The sequence below is a fragment of the Candidatus Symbiopectobacterium sp. NZEC127 genome, from assembly GCF_025962675.1.
In the GTDB taxonomy this organism is placed as follows: domain Bacteria; phylum Pseudomonadota; class Gammaproteobacteria; order Enterobacterales; family Enterobacteriaceae; genus Symbiopectobacterium.
Map to the genome: position 1 here is coordinate 744184 of NZ_JAGFPG010000001.1, position 23030 is coordinate 767213.

General features: G+C 49.0%; 28 protein-coding genes. 26 read left to right on the forward strand and 2 right to left on the reverse strand.

All coding sequences use genetic code 11. The annotated features are described in order from the left end of the window. Positions 1-194: 194 nt before the first annotated feature. From J5069_RS03560 to J5069_RS03575, 4 genes are all read left to right on the forward strand, one after another. On the forward strand, positions 195-581 hold the full coding sequence (locus J5069_RS03560; protein WP_264642553.1) for a hypothetical protein: 387 nt from the start codon (positions 195-197) through the stop codon (positions 579-581). A 133-nt stretch (positions 582-714) separates the two neighbouring features. After that, complete coding sequence (locus J5069_RS03565; RefSeq protein ID WP_264642554.1) at positions 715-939, forward strand: hypothetical protein; 225 nt, start codon at positions 715-717, stop codon at positions 937-939. 231 nt (positions 940-1170) lie between these two features. Beyond that, positions 1171-2196 carry a DUF968 domain-containing protein gene (locus J5069_RS03570; RefSeq protein ID WP_264642555.1) on the forward strand — a complete coding sequence of 342 codons (1026 nt, stop codon included), beginning with the start codon at positions 1171-1173 and terminating at the stop codon, positions 2194-2196. Beyond that, positions 2189-2563, forward strand: a complete 375-nt coding sequence (locus tag J5069_RS03575) for an antiterminator Q family protein (RefSeq protein ID WP_264642556.1) — start codon at positions 2189-2191, stop codon at positions 2561-2563. The genes J5069_RS03570 and J5069_RS03575 overlap by 8 nt, the downstream gene beginning before the upstream one ends. Before the next feature lie 130 nt (positions 2564-2693). Here the strand turns inward: J5069_RS03575 and J5069_RS03580 are convergent, their stop codons facing one another. Further along, on the reverse strand, positions 2694-3047 hold the full coding sequence (locus J5069_RS03580; protein ID WP_264642557.1) for a hypothetical protein: 354 nt from the start codon (positions 3045-3047) through the stop codon (positions 2694-2696). Then, entirely contained in the window at positions 3044-3490 is a 447-nt protein-coding gene (locus tag J5069_RS03585) for a hypothetical protein (RefSeq protein ID WP_264642558.1), read from the reverse strand. Before J5069_RS03585 ends, J5069_RS03580 begins: the two co-directional genes overlap by 4 nt. 436 nt (positions 3491-3926) lie before the next feature. Here J5069_RS03585 and J5069_RS03590 point away from each other — a divergent pair, with 436 nt between their 5' ends. The 22 genes from J5069_RS03590 (at position 3927) to J5069_RS03695 (ending at position 22971) form a co-directional block, all read left to right on the forward strand. Next, positions 3927-4982 carry a DNA-methyltransferase gene (locus tag J5069_RS03590; protein ID WP_264642559.1) on the forward strand — a complete coding sequence of 352 codons (1056 nt, stop codon included), beginning with the start codon at positions 3927-3929 and terminating at the stop codon, positions 4980-4982. A gap of 58 nt (positions 4983-5040) precedes the next feature. Beyond that, positions 5041-5295 (forward strand): phage holin family protein, encoded by a 255-nt coding sequence (locus tag J5069_RS03595; RefSeq protein WP_264642560.1) that lies wholly within the window; start codon positions 5041-5043, stop codon positions 5293-5295. Further along, the gene (locus tag J5069_RS03600; RefSeq protein ID WP_413542215.1) at positions 5295-5816 is read left to right on the forward strand and encodes a lysozyme; all 522 of its coding nucleotides are present in this window, start codon (positions 5295-5297) and stop codon (positions 5814-5816) included. Before J5069_RS03595 ends, J5069_RS03600 begins: the two co-directional genes overlap by 1 nt. Continuing rightward, positions 5789-6307, forward strand: coding sequence for a hypothetical protein (locus J5069_RS03605; RefSeq protein ID WP_264642562.1), 519 nt, complete (start codon positions 5789-5791; stop codon positions 6305-6307). The genes J5069_RS03600 and J5069_RS03605 overlap by 28 nt, the downstream gene beginning before the upstream one ends. A 373-nt stretch (positions 6308-6680) precedes the next feature. Continuing rightward, positions 6681-7457: a DUF4393 domain-containing protein gene (locus J5069_RS03610; protein ID WP_264642563.1), complete on the forward strand. Its 777-nt coding sequence runs from the start codon at positions 6681-6683 to the stop codon at positions 7455-7457. Between the two features lie 354 nt (positions 7458-7811). Further along, the gene (locus tag J5069_RS03615; RefSeq protein ID WP_264642564.1) at positions 7812-8366 is read left to right on the forward strand and encodes a hypothetical protein; all 555 of its coding nucleotides are present in this window, start codon (positions 7812-7814) and stop codon (positions 8364-8366) included. 537 nt (positions 8367-8903) lie between these two features. After that, positions 8904-9371 carry a hypothetical protein gene (locus J5069_RS03620; protein WP_264642565.1) on the forward strand — a complete coding sequence of 156 codons (468 nt, stop codon included), beginning with the start codon at positions 8904-8906 and terminating at the stop codon, positions 9369-9371. A gap of 671 nt (positions 9372-10042) precedes the next feature. Further along, positions 10043-10555: a DUF1441 family protein gene (locus tag J5069_RS03625; RefSeq protein ID WP_264642566.1), complete on the forward strand. Its 513-nt coding sequence runs from the start codon at positions 10043-10045 to the stop codon at positions 10553-10555. Continuing rightward, entirely contained in the window at positions 10555-12639 is a 2085-nt protein-coding gene (locus tag J5069_RS03630) for a phage terminase large subunit family protein (protein ID WP_264642567.1), read from the forward strand. Before J5069_RS03625 ends, J5069_RS03630 begins: the two co-directional genes overlap by 1 nt. Beyond that, positions 12636-12851 carry a hypothetical protein gene (locus tag J5069_RS03635; RefSeq protein WP_264642568.1) on the forward strand — a complete coding sequence of 72 codons (216 nt, stop codon included), beginning with the start codon at positions 12636-12638 and terminating at the stop codon, positions 12849-12851. Before J5069_RS03630 ends, J5069_RS03635 begins: the two co-directional genes overlap by 4 nt. Continuing rightward, positions 12848-14362: a phage portal protein gene (locus J5069_RS03640; RefSeq protein WP_264642569.1), complete on the forward strand. Its 1515-nt coding sequence runs from the start codon at positions 12848-12850 to the stop codon at positions 14360-14362. Before J5069_RS03635 ends, J5069_RS03640 begins: the two co-directional genes overlap by 4 nt. Then, complete coding sequence (locus tag J5069_RS03645; RefSeq protein ID WP_264642570.1) at positions 14304-16343, forward strand: ClpP-like prohead protease/major capsid protein fusion protein; 2040 nt, start codon at positions 14304-14306, stop codon at positions 16341-16343. The genes J5069_RS03640 and J5069_RS03645 overlap by 59 nt, the downstream gene beginning before the upstream one ends. Before the next feature lie 81 nt (positions 16344-16424). Next, the gene (locus tag J5069_RS03650) at positions 16425-16751 is read left to right on the forward strand and encodes a DUF2190 family protein (protein ID WP_264642571.1); all 327 of its coding nucleotides are present in this window, start codon (positions 16425-16427) and stop codon (positions 16749-16751) included. Further along, a complete protein-coding gene (locus J5069_RS03655; RefSeq protein WP_264642572.1) occupies positions 16744-17016 on the forward strand; it encodes a DNA breaking-rejoining protein in 273 nt (90 codons plus the stop codon). Before J5069_RS03650 ends, J5069_RS03655 begins: the two co-directional genes overlap by 8 nt. Before the next feature lie 8 nt (positions 17017-17024). Further along, complete coding sequence (locus tag J5069_RS03660) at positions 17025-17579, forward strand: phage tail protein (RefSeq protein ID WP_264642573.1); 555 nt, start codon at positions 17025-17027, stop codon at positions 17577-17579. Next, the gene (gpU, locus tag J5069_RS03665) at positions 17576-17980 is read left to right on the forward strand and encodes a phage minor tail U family protein (RefSeq protein WP_264642574.1); all 405 of its coding nucleotides are present in this window, start codon (positions 17576-17578) and stop codon (positions 17978-17980) included. Before J5069_RS03660 ends, gpU begins: the two co-directional genes overlap by 4 nt. Before the next feature lie 7 nt (positions 17981-17987). Further along, complete coding sequence (locus J5069_RS03670) at positions 17988-18719, forward strand: phage tail protein (protein WP_264642575.1); 732 nt, start codon at positions 17988-17990, stop codon at positions 18717-18719. 41 nt (positions 18720-18760) lie between these two features. After that, positions 18761-19144 (forward strand): phage tail assembly chaperone G, encoded by a 384-nt coding sequence (gene gpG / locus J5069_RS03675; protein WP_264642576.1) that lies wholly within the window; start codon positions 18761-18763, stop codon positions 19142-19144. A 20-nt stretch (positions 19145-19164) separates the two neighbouring features. Continuing rightward, entirely contained in the window at positions 19165-19470 is a 306-nt protein-coding gene (locus tag J5069_RS03680; RefSeq protein ID WP_264643715.1) for a phage tail assembly protein T, read from the forward strand. Continuing rightward, on the forward strand, positions 19451-21961 hold the full coding sequence (locus J5069_RS03685) for a phage tail tape measure protein (RefSeq protein ID WP_264642577.1): 2511 nt from the start codon (positions 19451-19453) through the stop codon (positions 21959-21961). Before J5069_RS03680 ends, J5069_RS03685 begins: the two co-directional genes overlap by 20 nt. Next, the gene (locus tag J5069_RS03690) at positions 21958-22305 is read left to right on the forward strand and encodes a phage tail protein (protein WP_264642578.1); all 348 of its coding nucleotides are present in this window, start codon (positions 21958-21960) and stop codon (positions 22303-22305) included. Before J5069_RS03685 ends, J5069_RS03690 begins: the two co-directional genes overlap by 4 nt. 96 nt (positions 22306-22401) lie before the next feature. Further along, positions 22402-22971, forward strand: coding sequence for a hypothetical protein (locus tag J5069_RS03695; protein ID WP_264642579.1), 570 nt, complete (start codon positions 22402-22404; stop codon positions 22969-22971). Positions 22972-23030 lie beyond the last annotated feature (59 nt).

The following is a 23030-nucleotide window of genomic DNA, read 5'->3' on the forward strand; positions in this document are numbered from 1 at the left end:
TAACAGGATGTAAGCACTTCATTTATCTGATTAGCGAGTTGTTTAAATAAATAGCAGATTGATTGTGCGAAAAATAACCGACGTTGCGCTTTGATAGTGTTGTTTACCCGGTAGAAAAGATGCTGTATTTATGTGAGTTATATGCATACGGTAACAAGTCGCTTGGTATACTTTCCTTCATCATGGAGGGGCATATGAAGGCTAAGATCGGATTTTTTGGGGGTTTTGCGCTGTTGTACTCGAGTTTATCCAATGCCGCTGGTGGTGATTTTATTTTCAGAGTGAACAATGAAGAGCACCGTTTTCCAGCACGTTGTGTTGATTCCTTGAAGTACCAAGACAAAGATGAGATGTATCCCGAACGAGTTAGCATGAGATTAACTACTGAGTGCGGGAAAACGTATAGTGAACTAACCACTAAGAATGTGGGTAAGCAGCTTGCAGCTTGCTATGAATCCAACTTGCTAATGAGCGCTCTTATCATATCCAGGATGGGGCCAAACATCATGCTGACAACGGATAAAACACCAAGAGTGGTATTGATGCAGTTGTTGACCGATTATGGGGTAAAGCCTAACTGACACCTGTTTGTGATACTGATGAGAAGAGTAGGACATAGGGCTTCAGTAACAGGAGCCTTTTTTGTTGTATTGCATGAGGTCAAATGCAATAGCATAACTGTTTTTATATACAGTTATGCGGAGGGGAGGCATTATGGGGGAACCACAAGCGGAATTACCCGCTACGGGATACGCTGTTGTTCGGTGTTGTGACCAATGTGTCATCGCTAGGTTTGCCGAGTTTCCCCATTGTGAGCGTGCCTTGATGTATCGATATGGTGACCGGATTTCATTCATGCCACTGCAAGCTGATGAAATTGTTGGAACGCTGTCACTCTTCACACAGATGCTTGAAAAAGCTGGCTATCGCCTTTCATGACCTGCTAAGCTTTTATAGCTGGCCTGAACAACCGGCACCTGCTGCGCCACTGGAGAACATGATGGCGCAACCACACATCGCTGAACACTCAAATAGAACACTGATCGTGGAGCAATCCGCGAGCAGGGGTTATCTGCTAACTCAAACTATCACTCATTTTGCCGCATGGTTACCCACGGGGATTTCGACGCACTTCGGTCTTTCCGTATCCTGCGTTCGTAGTGTAACGATATGAGAGCATTGCTGAGACCTGTCGTTGTGCCTGAACTGGGGCAGGTGATACTGCGACCAGGCAAAAAGTTACTGCAACTTTTTCATCGACGGGTGCTGGTGGTCAGTGAGCCGGAGGAACTGAAAGAACTTCCATCTGGGCTCTTACCGACTCAGGAGCAGCAGCTTGCTAACGATCTGCGCTGGCGCCCATTCCTGAATCACGAACGCGTGATTAATGCTGCTGGTGGCACGGATGGGCTGATTTACTGGCTGAACCAATCAACGGTGTGCCAACGCGAAAGCGACTACCACACCAGCAACTTCACCACAATGAAATACGGTCATAGCGCCATTCGGCTGTGTTGGCACTGTGACAACCAGGTACACGGGCATAACTCACCAGCACTTGATGAACTGGCTGATCAGAATGCTGCCGAGTGGGTAATTAACCAGGCTCGTATCTGGTTAGCCTTGCCGGAAGGTCATCAGGTAACAACGCATGAACTTAGCTGGTGGGCTGTAGTGAGACAGGTCTTTGACCTATTGCCAGAGCACGCTATACGAATCAGCCTGCGTATGCCAGCTCGTGAAGAAAAACCAGGACCTCAGCGAGAGTACGATATTGAATGGAGTAGGCCCGTCCAGGACATGATTGGCGAACGCGTCGAGCAGATTAAACCCATTATCGCGCTAGCAGCGGATGGCGAGCCACCAGCCAGCTTTATGCTGCGTCCAAAACTAAAGCGGTTGGAGTGTGAGAAGTACACCCGCTGGGTGAAGTCACAGCCATGTGCTTGCTGTGGCGCTCCCGCTGACGATCCGCACCACGTAATAGGGTACGGGCTGGGCGGGATGGGTACAAAAACGCATGACTTGTTTGTTATTCCCTTGTGCCGTAGTCACCACGACGAGTTGCATAGGGATGTAACTACATGGGAAGCGCAATACGGTAGTCAAATGCTGCTGGTGGTTCAGACGCTCAACCGCGCATTGGGGATCGGGGCTATTATAATCGGGAAACTAAATGGTGTAGAGAATGCGTGATATTTCGATGGTGTTGGAGCGCTGGGCGGGGTGGGCGGCGAGTGATGGCAGCGGTGTTGACTATTCACACATAGCGGCTGGCTTTAAAGGATTGTTGCCGCAAAAGGGTGATATGCGACTGTCATGTACTGACGACGATGGTTTGATTATTGAAAAATGCTTGACGAGACTGAAAGAAAAGCGTCCCTACGAGTATCAGTTACTGGTGGCACATTACCTTTATCAGATATCAAAACGCAAGCTAGCCCGCTGGCGCAAACGCGATGAAAAAGTGATTCGAGTTGAAATGCAGCTGGCAGAGGGTTTCATAGATGGATGCCTTGCAATAATCGATGCCCGTTTAGATATGGATTGTGAAGTGCGATGAATGTATTAACTCAGGCTTGGTCTAGCTGTGTTTTGTGTTAGAACATTATTGACTTGGGCAGTTGGCTATGGCTGAGGAGATAAAAGGGCAAGCTTTGGCATGCCCTCCTTAAATGGCCTACTATTTAAAGTTATGTACTTTGAAAGCTTTCCCATTCGGGGGCATACATCAGCACTGCACTACGCGCCTCTTGGTTCCAAATAGGCTCTGAGTTCCCCATATAGAAGAAATGAGATGTTGATTCATTAAATGGCTTCTCACTACTTGTTCCGCGTTTTGTGTATACGACAACATAATCTCCGGCGCGTACACGTTTATCAGGAAACCAAAATGTCTCATAAACTCGGGTGTTAACTGTTCCTTCCTTAAATCCAGTCTGTAAGAGTATGAATTCGCCAATATCGCAGGTACTTTCAACCCGTATAACCACCCTTTCTTTTTGTAGATTCCCAGGCTCACGAATTGCGGTGATCTTGGTTTTCATGGTTTTACCACCTTTGCAACTACACCAGCGAGCGCGAGAACACCTCCGAAAATAAACGCGAGTAGTGAAACCGTTGGTTGCGTTCCCCAGTTAGACGTTGCATATCCAAGCGAAGATCCAGAAATCAAAAAACATGTTACATGCATTATTTCTAATGATACTTTCGCCTTAAATCTCTCCTCCAACACTCCAACTCGTTTGTCGCATGTATGGAATTTATCTCGAACTAGGCGCAGATCATCACATTCACGATCTAATCTATCTAGCTCATCAAGCAGCATCCTTTGTACCGCAGCAGAAGAGAGTTCATCGTCGGTGAGTTCTCTGCGAAGGTTAGATAATGATCTGCGCCCAGAGTTACTTTTAGGAGCGATAGCAGTCGCTGATGTCGCCGAGAGATCACTTGGCTCAATGTCGGGCTGCTGCCCATTTCCCTCTACCACGTTGATTTCTCCGTAACCAATTATAAGTATTAGTATAATGTTAATCGAAAAGTTTTAACTGGTCATACACCCATTCTACGTCTGCAGACAAAGCGTTAGATGCAAACGCTGTGGTTTCTTGATAGTTACTATACGAAACAAAAATAAAGCAAACACGATGAAAAATCACTAACGCGGTCCGCATTTTCAAGCGTAATGTGATAAGAAATAGCACGTTGCATTCTTGTTTATCATCAATCGCAATGAGGTCTACCCCATAAATGCGAAAGCCCACCGTCGAGTGGGCTTTTTTGTAGCTGTGAGAAATGGGCGACCGGGTAAGTGTTGGCTGCACAAACCCGGTCATTCGCTCATGAGGAGAGGTCACAAGCGAACCAAGGCCCACGCTTTAGTGCACAAAGCACAGTGAGCCTATCAAAAGGACGCTGACTTATCTATGCAAAGCACTGTGAATTTAAACAGTATTAATATTTTTCATGCAGACTCACTGCAATTCATGAAAACCCTGCCGGATAACTGCATTGACCTGATAGCCACTGACCCACCGTATTACCGGGTTAAACCTAACGCCTGGGATAATCAGTGGAAATCAGCACAAGAGTATCTTGCTTGGCTTGGCGTAATATTTGCGGAGTTCTGGCGGGTACTGAAGCCCGCTGGGAGCCTGTATGTCTTCTGTGGCTGGCATCTTGCAGCAAACATTGAGCTACTTATGCGAGAGCGGTTTGATGTTTTGAATCACATCATATGGGCCAAACCCTCCGGACGTTGGAACGGTTGCAGGAAAGAAGGTTTACGATCTTACTTTCCGGCAACTGAACGAATCCTGTTTGCTCAGCACTACGCTGGGCCATACAAGCCGAAAGGGGATGGCTACGCCGCAAAATGCAGTGAGTTGAAGCGAGATGTGTTCCGGCCACTGATTGATTATTTTCGTAATGCCCGCGCAGCGCTGAAAGTGTCATCAAAGGATATCAATGTGGCAACAGGTAAGCAAATGGCACCGCACTGGTTTAGTGATAGCCAATGGCAACTACCCAGCGAAGCGGATTATCAAAAATTACAGGCTCTATTTCATCGCATTGCTGCCGAACGCACGAAATCAAACCGTCTTGATAAACAGCATCACGCGCTGGTGGATGATTGCACTATGCTATCGCGCCGATACTCAGAGCTGGTGGCCGAATATGAAGATCTGCGCCGTCCTTTCACGGTATCCGCACTGGTGCCATACACCGATGTGTGGACGTATCCGCCGGTGCAGTTCTACCCAGGCAAGCATCCATGTGAAAAACCGGCTGAAATGATGCGTGACATTATCGCAGCAAGCAGTCGCCCCGGTGATGTGGTGGCTGATTTCTTCATGGGCTCAGGGGCAACGATCAAAGCCGCGATTAAGCTAGGACGCCATGCACTTGGCGTTGAGTTTGAAGAAGAACGATACCGACAAACGAAAAATGAAGTTGAATTGTTAAAAACAGACCCTGGCTAACGCCGGGGTTTTTATTTCCCTAAAATCACACACAGCGCCCACTTAGCGGGGTGAGGCTATGACACGAATGAGCGCTATTTACAGTAGGCTTTCATACGGAACCGGGACAGGTTTAATTGGCCTTGGAGCATCTGCCAGAGCCTACGCCGCATCAACTAAAGAGAGCGTCTTAATGCTTGCGGATAAGGTTGCAGGGTTGAGCCTTGGTGACTGGGCAATTATTGTCGGCATGGTCTGCACTATCGGCACTTTTGCTATCAACTGGTATTACCGCAGAAAGGAATATCTGTTGAGAGAACGAGGCGGTGCATGATGAGCAAAAGAAAAATTGTAGCCGGTGTGGTGTGCTCCGTCAGCGTAATCATTGGCATTGTGATGAACAACAGCCATGTACGAACCAATCAGGCTGGATTAGAGCTTATCGGTAATGCCGAATCATGTCGCCGTGACCCCTATGTATGTCCGGCAGGCATCTTGACTGATGGCATTGGCAATACGCACGGTGTGGTTGATGCCACCCGCAAGACGGACGAGCAGATTGCGGCGGATTGGCAGAAAAATATTCTGGAGGCTGAAAATTGCGTTGATAAATACGCCGGTGGCAAAAAGTTGCCGAGTAACCCGTTCAGCGCAGCAGTCAGTATCGCTTTTAATGCCGGCTGCCCAAAGGTGCAAACCTCAACCATGTTTCAATTATTCCGCGCTGGAAACATTCAGGCTGCGTGTGAGCAGTTCCAGCGCTGGGTATACGGCGGCGGTAAGGTGCTGCCGGGGCTGGTTGAACGCCGAGATAAGGAGCGGGCGTTATGTCTATCCTCTCAGGCTGGAAAATAACTGTTATTGCGCTTCTGGCCGGAATAGCGCTCGGTTGGTACGTGCAGGGGTTACGATGGGATGCTGATGTAGCAGAACGCGGCAAGAAAGCATCTGACGATATCAGCGTTGGTCAACAGGCTGTAATCGCTGGGCAGGCTTTCCAGTTTCAACGCTTCAATGAAATAGCACGCCAGACTAATCAGTACGGCACCAACATTAAGGCTCAATCCGATGAAAAGCAGATTGTTTACCACACCATCATCAAGAGTGATCCGACTGGCCGCCAGTGTGTTCCTGATGATGTCGCTAACCGGTTGCTCGACTACACGTACCGTTTACGTGCCAGCGCAATGCATGCCGATTCCGGCAAGTCTGACGCAGCCAGTGTTAGCGCCATTGCCACCGCCTGCCGACTGACATACGCACAGGCCGTATACTGGATTGACCCGCTGCTAACGGCAATTGACCAGGCTAACAGCCAACTATCAGGGATTAGAGAAACCGAATAATCGTGTAAACACTGACCAGAGCACAGTAATACATCCGTGAGCAATTCTTGAAATAACCGAGGAAAGAAACTATGAGTGAGGCAAAGCCATAACTCGGTGGTTAAGTGCAGAGTATCACCTCAGACTGACAAGGATATCGCCAATCCGGACCATCTGAAGGGAAATCAGGTGCCAGTTGACCGTACAGTTTTATTTTCTGAACGGTGGAAATGCTGATCCATGCATGATCCCCATGGCTATAACCGAAATGCAGAATGCATGTTTGTCTACGGTACTGTTGCTGAACAAGTTACTAATGATGGTAAGAAAATTTTTCTTCACTTGTGCCTCCTCTAATTATAACGTGTATGGGTAAACTCATGATGGAGGTGGTATGGACAAAGCGGCAGGAGAAATCATCAAATCAATTCCAAAAGAATTAATTCTGGATGCATATAATGATGGTGCCAAGGGGCCATTAACTCAGTTTGGAAAGTTTGGAGAGCAACTGCTTAAGACTGTGAGGCTAGTCACTTATCCTATTCAGTTGGCTGCCCATAGACAAGATATGATTGACGCTAGGTTTGCAAGGGCCTTGGAAACTGTTCCAGATGATAGAAGAATTGCCCCACCAACAAGTTTAGTATTAGAGATAGCTGATAAGTTAAAATATCACACTGAAGATAGTGTTATTACAGAATTATATGTTGACCTTTTATCCTGTTCAATGGACTCGGATAGAGTAAAAACAGCTCATCCTGCATTTATCCACCTGATAGGGCAATTATCTTCAGATGAAGCTCTTTTTTTATTACTAATTTCTGAAAATGAAACATCTACTTACATCAGAAGAATGGACGATTGGTTAGTGGTTGAAAAGAGAGAGAGAGAGAGATTTTTCAATAAATCAGCATTAATAATTAACGAAAAGGAAATTTTTCTTAAAGATATAGCTATGAAGCCTGAAAGTTTTTTCTATCCGGAAAATTTCTACACATACATTGAACACTTGCGAGATTTAGGGCTAATAGCATACTCAAACACCCCTAAAAGAAAAATTAAGGAAGAGTTTGGTTGTCATGGCTATGATTATTGGTTTATTGAAACAAGTAAATTTGGCAGGTTGTTTTTTGAATGCTGTAGCAGGGGATTAAGTTTATCAACAATCTAATACAAGTTCATGGGGATAATGCTTACGGAAACGTAGTTGTTGGATATTCACGGATGTGTCCACCTGCAAAAATAAATAGATACCTAAATTACAGAACCTGATAAAGTAAACCAAACGGTGTTGGACGCTTACACTGAAAGGCAATGCAGTAATTATGATGTACCCCATAGTCTCATTAAGAGGCAGGATGCACACTCGTTGGTTATGGACGTAGGTAAAGGTTATGCCGGCGCAAGCCAAACGCATACCAGTTATTCGCGTTGATTAAGTAGCAGAGGTTACTGCGGGCATTATCTGAGTGCCAGTGATAGTGCTTTCAAATATACTCATCCAAAAAGCAGTGGTGAGGTGTGTATGAATGAAAAAGAAATGGCTTTAGCGGCACTTCAAGCTGCAAAAGATGCTGCGGATTGGGCGTTTTGGTCAATGATAGGAACGTGGTTATCCGGTCTGGCTACCTTTTTGGCAGTTTGCGTTTCTTTACACTTAGGGTTAAAAAAACCTAAAGCCCAGATCAGTTGCAGAATCGGAGAATCGGTTTTTTTTAATGGACCCTATAAAAAGAATGGGGTTTCAATCGTTGTTACAAACCTTTCTCTATACACGGTAAAAGTTACATCGATCATTTGGGAGTTCAAGAAGAGCGTCAGCTTCTATCAACCCTTTGATTCGCAGTATTCGGTGAAATTACCGCAAAAGCTTGATTATGGAGAACAGGCGAATTTCTGGATTGATTTAGATGGTGATGCTGAATGGATACAAAAAATTGCTGAAGGGCTAAAAGAACAAGGGGCTGAACCAAAAGATTTCAGGTGTGTAATTAGTGTAACCACTGGCGAAAGCTTCACTTTTGAAGTTAATAAATCTCTAATGGAAAAGATTAATAATTGCTACCAAAAAATCACTTAATGTAACTACTCATCGAATTCAAGAAGCCACAGGCGTTTGCTGGTGGTTTTTTTATTTCCATAATCAATACAACAAGGCACAAACAATGAGCTATCAACGCTGCACCTATTGTGGCTCACGGTTTCACACTGTAGCCAACTGTCCTAACACTTGGGGAGGTTCATCACGTCGCGCTAACCTGCGCTGCGACTACTGTGGTGGACAGGGCCACACATGAAGCGCGTGCCTGCACAATAGGGGCAGAGCACGAGACGCAGAACGTTGAGCGATGACTTCTATTTGGATTGACCTATATCAGCCTTAACCCCAAGAGCTTGCCATAAATGTGACTGCGCCGACACAGACCGCTTTAATTAGTGTGTAACACAAACACAAAAGGCAACAATGACACCAATACAGACTATGTAATCGTTGCTCAAAACTACCTCAACAAATACTGTAATATTACATAATGTGAATAATGTCACAGAAATCGTATGGTGATATTCTCCTCCAACTGATATAACACATAAGTGTTGTATGGTTTTGGAGTAAATAATGGAGCAACATAGCTTTGAGAGATTAACAAATTCCATACTCGAACTTTCTGAATCAAATGATTTTGATATGGCAAGAAAAGAGTGGAGCCTATATCATATCGAGATATCAGAGGAGTTTTCAGAGTGTCTGTGTGGCCAGCCGATCAAAGAACACTGTTATATTAGAAATAATCTTAATGGCAATGAAACCTATGTTGGAAATGTTTGCATTAATAGGTTTATAAAAATTGACACGGGAAATTTATTTGAAGGTCTGCGGCGTATCATAAATGATGAAAAAGCAAACCCCAATAAAGACCTTATTGAGCATGCTTATCGGATGGGTTACTTATATGATGAAAAAGAGTATAGATTTCTTCTTGATACAATGAAAAAGAGAAAGCTCACAGAAGCTCAGTTATCTTGGAAGAAAAAAATAAACAGAAGAATAGTTAGTAAAACTGTGGTTAGAAAAAGAACATCTTGATTCATCATCTTTATTACAAAACCTCGCTTTTTAAATTCCAGTACTCAGTTGTTTATTTGAAATGTCCACTTGACCAGCATTGGTAATAATACGGTTTGAGGTTTGAAATGTTTACTAGAGGATAATCACTATTTTATATATTGCAATATCAGAAGGCAGGAATTCAGTGGCTGATGTTATGAATACCGCTAAAAAAACATATATAATGAGTAAGTAATATAATGAAATAACCTTATATTGCTATTCATCATTAATTTTCATGACGGTTTTTACGGATGCTATGAGCTTAACTTTTCGCACAATCTATGGCTACCATGCTATAGGTGTTGCATGCAAAGCATCTGTCTATAAGTCGCAACTAGCGCATGCCACCAAATACTGCGAGACAGCCTCTGCATTGAGTGTTAGGAGCAATACCTCTCAATTAAATGATAATCATTATCATTTTGGGTCCTCCCGGAGGGGGCCTCACCACGGGGCGGGGGACTCGCGGAAAAAGGCTAGTTTTTGAGTTTTCATGCTGACAGCAGCAGGTGTCGCAACTCTTTGATATTAAGAATAAAACTTCAATTTCAGGTGACAAAATTATTTTTATAGTGTCATCTGACCAGTCATTAACTCAATGATTCAAATGAATAATATCCTATTTCACCTGACAGTGTGAGGTGTCAATGTCCAATATCAGCAATCTGGGGGACGCCTACAACTGGAGCGTAGCGAAGATTGCTGAAGCTTTTGGGTTAAATCGCGGAACGGTGAGAAAGCGGCTACTTGATGCTAATACACCCATCGCTGACTCAGTGAGGGGTAACCCTGTCTATGCCCTTAGAGATGTTGGGCCGGTTCTTTTCGGTATTAATGAGAATACCGATCTCGATGAACTACAGAACCCCTCAAAAATGGGGCCAAAGGACCGTAAAGACTGGTTCCAGTCCGAAAATGAACGCATAAAACTTGAAACATCGCTAAAGCAGCTAATGCCTGCCCCCGATGCTCACCGGGAAATGTCCCTGATTGTTAAAGCAGTCTGCCAGGTACTGGATACCTGGCCGGACAAACTTGAGCGTGATCGAGGCTGGCGGCCAGATCAAATCAATGAGGCACAAGCCGTAATCGATGAAGTGCGGGGAATGCTGGCTGATGCTGTTGCTGGCGTCAGCGAGTCTTTAGGGGAGGAAGAATAATGTATGCATCAGCCAGTGAAATGCGCCGTGATGTAGCTGCATTACTCAGACCGCCACGCCGAATGCCTGTTGCCGAGGCGGTTAGACAATACATGCGCGTTCCAATTGGTGCAGGTAGCTCATTGCCATGGGAAGCCGATCTCACTCCTTACATGCTTGAACCGATGAATTGCCTTACCCGACGTGAATTTGACGCGGTGGTTTTTGTTGGGCCTGCACGAACGGGGAAAACGCTGGGGTTGATAGATGGTTGGATCGTGTATGGCATCGTTTGCGATCCGGGTGACATGCTTTTAGTGCAGATGACAGAAACCAAAGCGCGCGAGCATTCAAAAACCCGGCTTTCCCGAACATTCAAACATAGCCCTGAGGTGGCAAAGCGACTGAGCCTGCTACGTAACGATAATAACGTTCATGACCGCATTTTCCGTGATGGCTCATTTTTAAAAATAGGCTGGCCTGCAATCTCTATTTTTTCTTCATCCGACTATAAGCGGGTGGCGCTGACAGATTATGACCGATTTCCAGAGGATATTGATGGTGAGGGGGATGGTTTCTCTCTGGCATCGAAACGTACAACGACATTTATGTCAGCAGGTATGACGTTGGTTGAGAGCTCTCCTGGACGCGAGATCACAGACGCAAAGTGGCGCCGCACATCCCCTCATGAAGCCCCTCCGACGACCGGTATTTTGTCCTTGTATAACCGCGGCGATCGGCGCCGATGGTATTGGCCGTGTCCGCACTGTGGTGAGTATTTCCAACCGGCGAAGGACAATATGACCGGGTATCAGAATATTGCTGAACCGGTGGAGGCCAGCGAGGCCGCTAGACTTCAGTGCCCGCACTGTATTGGCTTGATTGAGCCGGAACAAAAGCGGGCGCTGAATAACCTCGGAGTATGGTTGATTGAAGGTCAACACATTGACTGTGATGGCAACGTTTCAGGTGAACCCCGTCGTTCACGTATTGCTTCTTTCTGGATGGAAGGGCCCGCTGCCGCGTACCAGACCTGGTCGCAACTGGTCTACAAGCTGTTGACGGCAGAGCAGGAATTTGAACGTAACAGCAGCGAAGAATCATTGAAGGCAGTGATCAATACCGACTGGGGATTACCTTATCTCCCTTATTCTGGTGGTGAGCAGCGCAAGGCTGAAACGCTAATGGCCCGCTCGGAGCCAGTCTCAAAACGTGCTGTTCCTAACGGTGTTCGTTGTCTGGTTGCCACAGTGGATGTGCAGGGCGGGAAAAAGCGCCGTTTCGTGGTACAGGTCATAGGCTATGGCGCGCATGGCGAACGCTGGGTTGTCGATCGCTACAACATTCGCCAATCGCTTCGCTCTGGTAATGACGGCGAGAGTTTACCTATCGATCCGGCTGGCTATCTCGAAGACTGGGATTTGTTGCGCACTGATGTTCTGGATAAAGCCTATCCCCTGGCGGATAACCCGGACATCAGTATGCCGATACTGGCAATGGCGGTGGACTCAGGCGGGGAAGACGGCGTAACCGGCAATGCTTATGAATTCTGGCGTCAGTGTCGCCGAGATGGCCTGCATAAACGCGTCTACCTGTTCAAAGGTGACAGCACCAAACGCAGCAAACTCATCAGCAAAACATTCCCGAACAACATTGACCGACAAGACCGGCGCGCGGAAGCGCGCGGGGATGTGCCGTTGTACCTGCTCCAGACTGATCTGCTGAAAGACCGGATCGACAACGCACTACAGCGTGAGACGCCCGGGGCCAATTACATTCATTTTCCTGACTGGCTCGGTGAGTGGTTCTACGACGAGTTGGCCTATGAAGAGCGTGGGACGGATGGAAAATGGCGTAAGCCGGGGCGCGGAGCAAACGAGGCATTTGACCTGATGGTGTATGCCCATGCGCTGGTTATCCTGCGCGGGTACGACAAAATCAACTGGGATAATCCGCCGCAATGGGTAACGCCTACAGATGATGACTCTCCGCCACCGCACAGACCCGCACCACATCCCGTACCGTCAGACACAACAACATCATCAGCCCGTGAAATAGTGGCCTCGGCCTGGGCTCCCATCAATTCATCAGGAGGCTGGGTGTGAACCAGACAGAAATCCAAGACATGATCCAGCGCTACATGGATGCTGAAAAAGCGGTGCTGGAAGGGAAAAGCATCACGTTTAACGGTCAGCAGATGACTATGGAAAACCTGAATCTGATCATGGCCGGCAGGGAGAAATGGGAGCGCCGGTTAGCGGCGTTTCAACGGGCTCAGACGGGTAGCTCGATGTATAAAGTGGCGAGGTTTCAATGAAACTGCTGGATAACCTTATTGGGGCTATCTCTCCGGCGTGGAAAGCCTCTCGTCTGCGTAGTCGCTACATGATCAGCGCCTATGAGGCGACGATGCCAACACGCACGCACAAGGGAAAGCGTGAGAATCGCAATGCCAATCAACTGACGCAATTCGGCGGACGCTCCTTGCGTGAGCAGGCGCGCTGGCTGGATAACAATCATGACATCGTGATCGGTATTCTCGACAAGCTGGAGGAGAGGATTGTCGGGGCAAAGGGATTTATCGTTGAGCCTCAGCCCATGCTGAGGGATGGGACGATTGCCGAGGAACTGGCCTCACAGATCCGTGCACTGTGGGGGGAGTGGTCAATTTCCCCGGATGTGACAGGGCAGTACACGCGCCCGGTGTTGGAACGGTTGATGGTGCGCACCTGGTTGCGCGACGGTGAAGTGTTTGCACAACTGGTGCAAGGAGCGGCAACCGGATTGCAGCCTGTAGCGGGCGTACCGCTCTGGCTTGAGGCGTTAGAGCCGGACTTTGTTCCGCTGGATCGTACCGACCCGTCTCAAAGGTTGTTGCAAGGGGTATATCTCAATGACTGGGGCAGGCCGACGAAATACATGGTGTACAAGCAACTGCCAACCATTGGGATGCTACAGGGCGATAGTAAAGACGTTTCCGCCGATTTCATGCTGCACCTGAAGTTCACCCGCCGCTTGCACCAGGTACGGGGCAATTCGTTATTTTCAGGCATTCTGATTCGATTAAGTGGCCTCAAGGATTATGAAGACGCGGAGCTGACTGCCGCCCGCATTGCTGCATCGCTAGGCATGTACATCAAAAAGGGGGATGGGATTTCATACACTGATGCTGACAGCAAAACGCGCGGTCCCGAGGAGCTGAATATCGTTCCTGGCATGCTGTTTGATGGGTTGCAACCCGGTGAAGAGGTCGGGATGATCAAGTCAGACCGCCCCAATGCTAACCTGGAATCCTTCCGAAATGGTCAGTTACGCGCAGTGGCGGCGGGTTCTCGTGGCAGTTTCTCCAGCATCGCCCGTAACTATAACGGCACCTACAGTTCCCAGCGCCAGGAATTGGTTGAGTCTACCGAGGGATATCAGATTTTACAGGACACGGTGATCGCAGCCTTCACCCGGCCAATGTATCGCGCCTTCCTGAAAATGGCGATTGCGGCCGGCCGATTAAAAGCTCCCCCCAATATAAACGCTGAAACTCTGTTTAACGCGGTCTATTCCGGACCGGTGATGCCATGGATTGATCCGCTGAAGGAGGCTGCATCCTGGAAAATACTTATCCGCGGCGGTGCCGCGACGGAAAGTGACTGGGTGCGGGCGCGTGGCTCTAACCCTGATGATGTCAAACGCCGCCGCAAGGCGGAAGTTGATGAAAACAGTAAGCAAGGTCTGGTGTTTGATACTGACCCGGCAAATGACAAAGGAGGCAGAAATGCCACGGCCAAAAACACGGCAAAAGGTACGCAACAGCGCACAACGAACGCCGATTAATCAGGGTAATTCCTGGTTTCGTATGCAGGCGCAGAGTGACGGAGCGGCTGATATCTACATCTACGATGAAATCGGCTACTGGGGGGTAACGGCGAAGCAGTTCATTGCTGAACTGGAAGCCCTGGGTGAACTGTCTCTTATCAACCTGCACATCAACTCACCGGGCGGTGATGTTTTTGATGGTATCGCCATTTTCAACGCGCTCAAACATTGTGGTGCATCCATTACGGTGCATGTCGATGGCATTGCCGCCTCGATGGCGTCTTACATTGCGATGGTAGGCAATCCGGTCATCATGCCTGAAAACACCATGATGATGATCCACAAACCGTGGGGCGTCGCCGGGGGCAACGCCGATGAGATGCGCGATTATGCCGACCTGCTGGATAAGGTGGAAAACAACCTCATTCCGGCCTATGCGGCAAAAACAGGAAAAACGCCGGGAGACATTGCGGCGCTGCTGGCGGATGAAACCTGGTTGTCCGGTAGCGAATGTGTCGAACTCGGCTTTGCCGATCAGGTAGTCGCGCCCTTACAAGCTATGGCCTGTATCAATTCAAAATGCATTGAGGACTTCGAAAAAATGCCACAGAACATCGGTAACATGATTAAACCGCCTCGAGCGACGGCGACCCCGCAGCCGAAGACAACGACGCCGCCGACGGCAACCGACGAGCCGGATCAGGCTACCATTCGTGCACAGGTGATGGCGGAGCAAAAAGCTCGCGTGAATGATATCCGCAATTTGTTCACCATGTTTGGCGGCAAGCATGCCGATCTGGAATCAGAATGTATCGCAGATATGGAATGCTCTGTGGATGCAGCCAAAGATAAACTGCTAGCGAAACTGGGAGCGAACGCGACACCCAGCAACGCAGCAAACGCGCCGCATATCTACGCCGGCAACGGTAATATTGTCGGTGATGGTATTCGTCAGGCGCTGATGTCGCGTGCCGGGTATGACCAGCGCGATAACAGTAACGTCTACAACGGGATGACGCTGCGTGAATATGCCCGCATGTCGCTGACTGAACGTGGTATCGGTGTGGCCTCCTATAACCCGATGCAGATGGTCGGTCTGGCATTCACGCATACCAGCTCTGATTTTGGCAATATCCTGCTGGATGTATCGGCCAAGGCCTTGTTGCAGGGCTGGGAAGAAGCCGAGGAAACGTTTACCCAGTGGACCAAACGCGGCCAACTGGCCGACTTTAAAACGGCACATCGGGTCGGCCTAGGCGGCTTCCCCTCCTTACGTCAGGTGCGTGAAGGGGCTGAGTACAAGTATGTGACAACCAGCGATCGCGGTGAGCCCATTGCGCTGGCCACCTACGGTGAAATCTTCTCCATCAGCCGTCAGGCCATCATCAATGATGACCTGAACCAACTGACGGATGTCCCGATGAAACTGGGGCGTGCTGCTAAGGCGACGGTTGGCGATCTGGTGTACGCCATTCTGACCAGCAATCCCAAGTTGTCTGATGGCAAGGCACTGTTCCATGGTGATCACAATAACCTGTCTTCGGGTGGCATCAGCGTGGCCAACCTGGATGCTGCACGCCAGTTGATGCGCAAGCAAAAGGGACCAGAAACGAAAAAAGGGGCTGATGATGGCCGCGCTCTCAATATTCGCTCAGCCTTTATGTTGGTGCCGGTGGCTCAGGAAACGCTGGCAAGCCAGACCATCAAGTCTGCCAGCGTCAAAGGGGCTGACGTCAACAGCGGCATCATCAACCCAATCCAGAACTTCGCAGAAATTATCGCCGAAGCGCGCCTGGATGATGCCAGTGCCAATGATTGGTATCTGACTTCGGCGCAGGGTACGGACACCATCGAAGTGGCTTATCTGGATGGCGTTGATACCCCTTACATCGAGCAGCAGGAAGGGTTTACGGTGGACGGTGTAGCCACCAAGGTACGCATCGATGCCGGTGTATCTCCGCTGGATTATCGCGGCCTGGTCAAATCCTCCGGCGAATAATCCGAACTGCAAAACAGTCTGCCCGAAAGGGCTTTTTTTATACCTGAAATCCGCCCTTGTTAGGCCGGAATGGAGATAAACATGGCTACAAACTATGTGCAGGATGGGAAAACCATTCCCATCACGGCGGGCGCGTCTGTTATTGCCAGCGGGGAACTGGTTGCTGTCGGCGATATCGTTGCCGTTGCGCTGGTCGATATTGCTGCGGGCGCGACGGGTGATGGTTTTGCGGAAGGGGTGTTTTCCTGCCCGAAGCTCGCCGCTGATGTTATTGCCCGTGGCAAGAAGGTTTACCTGAATGCTGATGGGGTATTGCAGTTAGCTTCGGAAAAGGCCACCTATGCGGGGATCGCCTGGGCAGGTGCGGCGGCGGGGGACACCGTTGTTGATGTGAAGATCAATGGCTAACCCCTTTGAACGTCTGGCAGTACGTATGGATGCGGCCACTGTGCGCAAGATGGGTAAGACGGTGGTGATCAACGGCACCGATCATGTTGCCGTTGAAAGTCATTTTCTGCCTGAGATGGGGCCGGTAGTCGGGGACGGTATCTCGCTGGTGGTTTTCACCAACTACCAACCGAACCGAAATGATGCTGTGGTCTTTGAGGGTAAAGACTACATGGTGACCCGCTGGCAACGGTTTAACGGCAAGGCGCAGATATTTATTGAGTAGGAGGGAATATGTCTCTGTCCGGGCTTGAACAGGCGATCAGCAACCTTAACAGCATCAGTAAAACCGCTGTGCCAAAAGCGACCGCGCAGGCGGTAAATCGTGTGGCAGGGCGGGCCATCAGTCGCAGTTCGCGCAAGGTTGCACAACAAACCAGGGTCCCCACCAAACTGGTGAGAGGGCGTTCACGGTTGAAAAAAGCAACCAGCAATCGCCCGATTGCCACCATCAAGGTCAATCGGGGGAACCTGCCGGCCATCAAGTTAGGTGCAGCCCGTGTTCAGTTACGGCGAAAGAAAGGGGCGTTGCTGGCGGCGGGGAGCGTGCTGCGCGTGGGCAAGCTCTCGTTTCCGGGGGCGTTCATTCAGCAACTGAAAAACGGGCGCTGGCACGTTCTGCGGCGTACGTCGAAATTACGTTATCCGGTCGAGGTGGTGAAAATCCCACTGGAAAAGCCGTTAACGGCGGCATTCCGCGAAGAGACGACTTTATTGGTGAAAACGGACATACCGAAAGAACTCCGCGCGGCATTGAACAACCAATTAAGGCTAATGCTTAAGCGATGAACCAACATACTGCAATACGAACGGCGGTCCTTGATGCTCTGAAAGCTTCAGTGACAGGAAATGCCGTTGCTTTTTTCGATGGTCGGCCTGGCTTTCTGGACGTTCAGGATTTACCCGCCATTGCTGTCTATCTCAGTGACGCAGAACCCTCGGGTGATTATCTCGATGGAGATCTCTGGCGTGCGACCCTGCATGTTGAAGTGTTTCTGAAAGCGGCCAGTCCGGATTCAGAACTCGACAAGTGGATTGAGCAAGAGATTTACCCGGTGATGCAAAACGTTCCAGCACTGAACAACGTTGCTGAAGCCGTTTCACCGCAGGGGTACGACTATCAGCGGGATGATGAGGCTGTCACGTGGGGTTCGGCAGATTTGAAATATTCACTGACTTATTACCTGTGAGGAAACTATGTCTACAACACAACCGATAAAAGGGGCTGGTACAACCCTTTGGATTTACACCGGCAGCGGCGATCCGTATGCCAATCCACTGTCTGATGTGGACTGGACCCGCCTCGCTAAAATTAAAACCCTGGAGCCTGGCGAAATGACGGCGGACTCCTATGATGACACCTACCTTGATGATGAGGATGCGGACTGGAGTAACACCGCTCAGGGGGTTAAGTCTGCCGGTAATACCAGCTTTACGCTGGCCTGGAAGCCGGGAGAAGCTGGGCAGAAGGATTTAGTGGAATGGTATACGTCGGGGGATGTTCGCGGCTATAAAATCCGCTATCCGAACGGCGTGGTGGATGTGTTCAAAGGTTGGATTAGCTCGCTTGGCAAAGCTATTCCTGCGGGGGAGGTTATCACGCGCACAGCCCAGGTCACCAACACTGGAAAACCTGCACTGGCGGAAGAATCCACAAACGTTATTCCGGTGGTTGGCATTACGGCAGTTCCATCCGCGGTAGAGATCGAGGTTGGCAAGCCTGTAAACATTACGTTCCCTGTCATGCCGCTTGATGCTTCCTACAAAACCTTCCGTGTTGCCTCTTCAGACCAGAGCAAAGCGACCGTTACCCTTGCCGGGAACGTGGCAACGGTACAGGGGCTGAGTGTTGGAACGGTACAAATCATTGCCATGACCAGCGACGGCCAGCATGTTGCGATCGCCACTGTCACTATCACCGCTCCGTAATATTCACGGGTAGATATTCCCCGCTATTTCAAGGTGATCCCATGTTTCTCAAAAAAGACTCTCTCTCCATCAATGGGGAGTGCGTAGTGCTGCATGAGCTTTCTGCCTTGCAGCGCATCGAACTTCTTGAATACCTGGCTTCGGAAGAGCAATTCCTTCCCCTTTCTGAGTTAGAAGACAGTACGCCGCCTGTAGCGGTACTGGCCTACAGCATTCGGACAAGTGCTCGGGTGGTAGCCATGTCATTGGCCCATAGTGAGCCGGAGGTTGATATTGAAGACCTGCACAAACAGGTTTTGAATACCTGGCCGCTGCCCGCTATTGGTGAAGCCGATCGATTGGTCAAAAAAATGTCTGGAATGCTGGTGGATGTGCCAGAAGATCCCGGCGAGAACAAGGAGTCCGTCAGTCTGGAAAAGCCGTAACCCGCTGGAAGGCATTCGTGATGCGCCTGGCCAGGGAATTTAACCGCCCTGACTGGCGCCGTATGTTATCCGGCATGTCATCCACTGAGCTGTATGAGTGGTCCGATTATTACCAGCTCAATTATTTTTACGATGGTTTACTGGATGCGCATTTTGCTCGACTGGGTTTCCTGATGGTGTCCGTTAACTGCAAACACGATCTGAGCCTCGGTGATTTTAGCCTGTTGAATACAAATGCATCAGATGAAGATACCGATGACGAAACCTTGATGGGCATTGCTGAAAGTATTGCAGGAGGAGTTCGCTATGGCCCAGACAGTGGGTGATTTAACCGTTGAGTTGGATGTTAATGCCGCAAAATTCAATGAGCAGGTTACACGCGTCCGGCAGCAATTGACGGGGCTGGGTACGGCTGCGAATGATGCGTCCCTTCAAACGCAGAAAGCGTTTTCAACACAAGAAATCGCTGCCCGCAGGGCGGGGATATCTGTTGGTCAGTATCGCATGGCGATGCAGATGTTACCGGCGCAGATGACTGACGTGGCTGTCCAATTGGCTGGTGGTCAAAATCCGTGGCTGATCTTGTTGCAGCAAGGTGGCCAGGTCAAAGACTCTTTCGGCGGGCTGCGAGGGACTTTTTTTGCATTAGCCAGCACTATATCTCCGGTAAAACTTGGCCTTGTTGGGTTAGGGGCAGCAATTGGAACGATCGCATATGCCTTTTATCAGGGCTCGTCAGTATTATCTGACTTCAACAAAACGCTGGTGCTGTCAGGGAACAGTGCCGGACTTACTGCCAGTAAAATGTTCAACATAGCGACGGCGGCAGAACTGTCTGGTGTGACCTTTGGGCAAGCCAGTGCAGCACTCACCGCGCTGGTAAATGCCGGTGTTTCGGCAGGAGCCCGTTTTGAACAGATGACCATTGCCGTTTCCCGCTTTACGACAGTCTCAGGCGTTCCGCTGGAAAAGGTGGCGGAGGCTTTTGCAAAGCTCAGCGATGATCCTTCCTCCGGACTTATTGCTATGGCTAAGCAGTTTCATAATGTGACGGCGGAGCAGATAGCCTATGTGGCTGCATTGCAACGCTCCGGGGATGAGACGGCAGCATTGCAGGCCGCCAATGAGTTGGCGACCAGCGGGTTTGAAACGCAAACGTCTCGTATTGAACAGAATATGGGCACGATTGAACGGGCGGCAAATTCGCTTTCCCGCACATTCAAATCCATGTGGGATGCTGCGCTGGATATTGGACGGCCTGATACCAGTGCCGGAATGCTGAAAAAGGCACAGGAAGCGTTTGATCGCGCAGACAAGATTTGGAGTCTGCGTAAAGGCGATCCCTTTGTGAATGATACGGCGCGAGCCCGGTACTGGAATAACCGGGAAACTTCCCGCCTTGCCCTGGACATGGCGCAACAGCAGGCACTGGTATCAAAAGCGACGGAGGATAATGCCAGACGTGAAGCGGAGGCCGAATCAGCTCGCCAGAAATATGCCGCCCAGGCGCAGACAAATTATACGAAAACACAAACTGCACTTGAAAAATATACTGCTCGCCAGAAAGAACTGAATGATGCGTTAAAAACCGGAAACATTATTCAGGCCGATTACGACATCAACATGAAGGCGGCGAAGAAAGCGTATGAGGATTCGCTTAAAAAGCCTGGTGCGGTAAGGACATCTGCGGGTGATCGCTCTTTTGATAACAGCAGCGCACAAACGCTGGCCCTTGAAGCGCAATTGAGGGTGCTTCAGCAACACACCGGTGTGAATGATACCATTAGTCGTCAGCGCCAAGCACTATGGGAAATGCAGGCGAAGTTTTCCGTATTGGAGGATGCCGCCCGCAACAGGGCGCTGAGTAAAGAAGATCAATCGCTACTGGCTAGCAAGAGTCGCGTGCTGGCTCAGGCAGAAATTAATGCGAAACTGGGTGACCAGATAGTTGTTCAGGAGCGCCTGAATAAACTACAGGATACTTCTCAGAAATACGTTACCCAGATGGCTGAGAAGACAGCAGCGCTAAGGGATAGTACAGGATCAAGTAACCGCCAAACTCAGCGGAATCTGGAGGAGGCGCAGTTACGGCAAGGATGGGTGAATCAAGGTGGTCGCCTTAATGACTCAGGCTATCAGGCAGAACTTGATGCCTTGCATAAATATCATGCAGAGCAGGATGTTTTACGCAGTAGCTGGCAGGCCGGCGCTAAATCTGCATGGTCTGAATATGCTGATGCCGCTACCAACGCCTACAGCCAGGTTCAGCAGGTGGGACTGGCGACGCTTAACGGGTTGAGCGGTCAATTAACCCAATTCCTGACCACCGGGAAGTCAAATTTTAAAGACTTCACCCGATCTATTCTGACCATGCTGACTGACATCATGGTGAAAGCTTCGTTGGTTAAGGGGCTCAGCGCATTAGGATTCGGTAGCCTTGTCCCTAATGCCAAAGGTGGTGTGTATTCATCCGCAAGTTTGTCATCATTTTCCGGGCAGATCGTCGATAACCCTACGTTGTTTGCCTTTGCAAGAGGGGCTGGCTTAATGGGGGAGGCAGGGCCGGAGGCCATTATGCCATTAACCCGAAACGCCAATGGGGTTCTGGGGGTTCGTGCGCTCGGGGCCGTTGCTGGTGGTGCGCCGCAGGTGAGCATCAGTATTACCAATGAAGGTGTATCGACCCAAAGCTCAGCAGGATATGAGCAGCTTGGGAAAGATATTGGGCAATTTGTTGATCACCGTTTCAAGGTGCTCCTTGCCAAAGAAACAGGCCAGGGAGGCGGATTGACACGGGCCAGAGCGGGGCGCAGATGACGATAGAAACATTTTCCTGGCCGACGCAAATAGGCAATCGACCTGAAATCGAGTATGCCGAAACTGTACGAAAAGTGCAGTTTGGTGATGGTTATACCCAGGTGTCAGGAGAAGGGCTCAACAGTGAGAAAATCCGTTTTCCCTATTCGTTTCGTGGAAAGGTTGAAGTGGTGATAGCGATCCGTGATTTTCTCCGACGCCACCGGAAAAAGGCGTTCATCTGGACGCCTCCGCACGGTGATATGGGGCTGTATTTAGCTGTAGCAGACTCGATAAGGTTTGTGTCAATTGGCAAAACCCAGGGGATTGTATTAGCAACTTTTGAACAGGCATTTTTATCTTAAACGGATCTATTCGCTCCCCTCATGAAAGTGGAACTACTGGGCAAATAGTGGTAATTTATTTTTGGATGTGACTACAACTACACATGGATACGTTTTATGAAAAAAATAATCATTACTCTGATTGGAGTAACCTTTTTGTCGGGTTGTACTGTTAATCTTCCTTTTAATAATCGACTTGGTTTCGATTCTGTAAAGGAAGCACAATCGATGGTTAAACAAGAAAACAAACCAAATATAAATATTAAGTGGGACCCAAATACATTCCCAAAAAGAATTGATATTCAAGGGGCGGATGGCTTCGTCGGCGGTGGTACTCGTACCAGAGTACCAACAGGCGTTGCATTGTCAGCCAGGATCGAAGAAGCAATATCTACCTTTGCAGTTATTTCAAATAATGGAAAGCCATTGACAATCACTGTTGTAGAAGCAAAAAGCGGATTTGAATATTCTGCGGGAATGTTTAATATTACTCCCGCCATTGACGTTGGTACGGTTTATTTAAAGGCCCAGTTTGAATTTAATGGGGTACAATGGTCTGGTGAATTCCGTTCGCAAAAGAAAGATCCGACCATCGGCGGGACAAGTCAGACTGGGATTCTTGAGTCTGCTTGGGATGATGTAGCTGTTCAGGTTGCCAAAAATGTGGCAAATAAAATTCTACACTGATTCCAAATAATCTACATTTAGCGAACCCAGCCATAGAGCTGGGTTTTTTGTTTCAGAGA